This window comes from Actinoplanes sp. NPDC024001 (assembly GCF_040638955.1).
In the GTDB taxonomy this organism is placed as follows: domain Bacteria; phylum Actinomycetota; class Actinomycetes; order Mycobacteriales; family Micromonosporaceae; genus Actinoplanes.
Genome location: NZ_JBEZZB010000364.1, coordinates 1 through 1,778, shown reverse-complemented (window position 1 = coordinate 1,778; position 1,778 = coordinate 1). Strand labels below are relative to the sequence as shown.

The window sequence follows — 1,778 nt, the reverse complement described above, 5'->3', positions numbered from 1 at the left end:
TTGACATCCTCTCCGCCCTAATGGACGGAGATTCCCTCCACGCTGCGCGTGGAGCACGCGGCGTCCGGGTGGGTTACCGCTTCTCTGCGCGCTGCCGGGGCGAGTCCCGGTCTTACGTGCGCTCCACGGTCGTTGAGGTCCGCCTGTCCGGCGGCCCTGATGTTCCTGGCGGCATTGATGTCGCGGTCGTGGGTGGTGCCGCAGGGGCACGTCCACTCGCGTATGGATAGGTTCAGCTTGTCGCCGATCCTGCCGCAGTCCGAGCACATTCGGGTGGACGGGAAGAACCTGTCCACCCGGCCGAACGTCCTGCCGTACCGGGCGGCCTTGTATTCCAGCATGCTGGTGAAGGTCGCCCATCCGGCATCGTGCACGCTCTTGGCCAGTCGCGTGCGGCCGAGACCGGCGACGCTCAAGTCCTCCACGAAGATCGCTTGGTTCTCGCGAATCACTTTCGTGGACAGCTTGTGCAGCCAGTCCCGCCGGGTATCGGCCACCCGCGCGTGAGCGCGAGCGACCTTCACGACGGCTTTCTTCTGGTTGTTGCTGCCCCGCTGCTTGCGGGACAAGTCCTGTTGCCGCCGCTTGAGCTTGCGCGCGGCGCGGCGCAGGAACTTCGGGGCGTCGATTTTCCGGCCGTCGGACGTCACCACGAAGTGCGTCAGGCCGAGGTCGATGCCGATCTCGGAGTCGGCCGACGGCAGCGTCTCGTCCTGATCGACGGTCACGACGAACGAGGCGAAGTATCGGCCGGTCGCGTCCCGAATGATTGCCACGCTGGACGGGTCCGAGGGCAGTGTCCGTGACCAACGCACGTCCAGGTCGCCGATCTTCGGCAGCCGCAGCAGGCCGTTGTCGAGGACCTTGAACCGGCTGTTCTTGGTGAAGCGGATGGCCTGCCGGTTGTCCTTGCGTGACCGCAAGCGGGGCGCAGCGACCTTGCGGCCCTTGCGCTTGCCCGTGACCGAGGCGAAGAAGTTGCGGTACGCCGTGTTCAGATCCGCCAGCGCCTGTTGCAGAACAACGGCGGAGACCTCGCCCAGCCAGGCTCGGGCCTCGGTCGTCTTGGCCTGCGTGATGACCTGCTTGGACAGCTCGGCGTCCGAGACGCACGGCAAGCCCTGCTCGCGGGCCTGCTGGCGCAACCTGAGCCCGTCGTTGAACACCACCCGCGCGCACCCGAACGCCCGAGCCAGCTCTATCTGCTGGCCGGGCGTCGGGTAGACGCGGAAGTTGTACCGCAGCTGCACGACAGACACGGTACCATTTTGGTCTATGGCACCAATTGCAGGCATTCGCACTGGTAGGCATTGTGTTTTTGCGATGCACGTCCACTTGGTTTTCGTGACGAAGTTCCGGCACAAGGTGTTCGCTGACCGGCACCTGACCCGCATGGAGGCGATCATGCGGGACGTGTGCGCCGACTTCGAGGCTGAGCTGGTCGAGTTCAATGGCGAGAACAACCACGTGCACCTGCTGGTCAACTTCCCGCCCAAGGTTGCGGTGGCCCGGCTCGTCAACAGCCTCAAGGGCGTCTCCTCCCGCCGCCTGCGACAGGAGTTCCCCGACCTCGTGCAGCACTACTACCGGGCCAACAAGCTGTGGTCGGGCTCGTACTTCGCCGGGTCCGTCGGCGGGGCACCGCTGAGCGTCGTGAAGCAGTACATCGAGCAGCAGAATCGTCCGGGTTAAGGCACTGCTCGGGCCTGGCGGCCCTCCCAGCGCGGGCCTTCACCCCCGGCCTGAAGGCCGGAGCACTGGCCCGCATTCCGGTAGCG

General features: G+C 65.9%; 2 protein-coding genes. One reads left to right on the top strand and one right to left on the bottom strand.

All coding sequences use genetic code 11. From position 1 onward, the window contains the following. Positions 1–17: 17 nt before the first annotated feature. Positions 18–1,259 (bottom strand): RNA-guided endonuclease TnpB family protein, encoded by a 1,242-nt coding sequence (locus AB0F81_RS51190; protein WP_360211746.1) that lies wholly within the window; start codon positions 1,257–1,259, stop codon positions 18–20. Positions 1,260–1,275: 16 nt separating this feature from the next. Between AB0F81_RS51190 and tnpA the strand changes: the two genes are divergently transcribed. Next, on the top strand, positions 1,276–1,692 hold the full coding sequence (gene tnpA / locus AB0F81_RS51185; RefSeq protein ID WP_360211743.1) for an IS200/IS605 family transposase: 417 nt from the start codon (positions 1,276–1,278) through the stop codon (positions 1,690–1,692). The last annotated feature ends 86 nt before the right edge of the window (positions 1,693–1,778 follow it).

Coding starts and splice junctions, on each gene's coding strand:
- tnpA (WP_360211743.1), top strand. CDS start 1,276: ATGGCACCAATTGCAGGCATTCGCACTGGTAGGCATTGTGTTTTTGCG.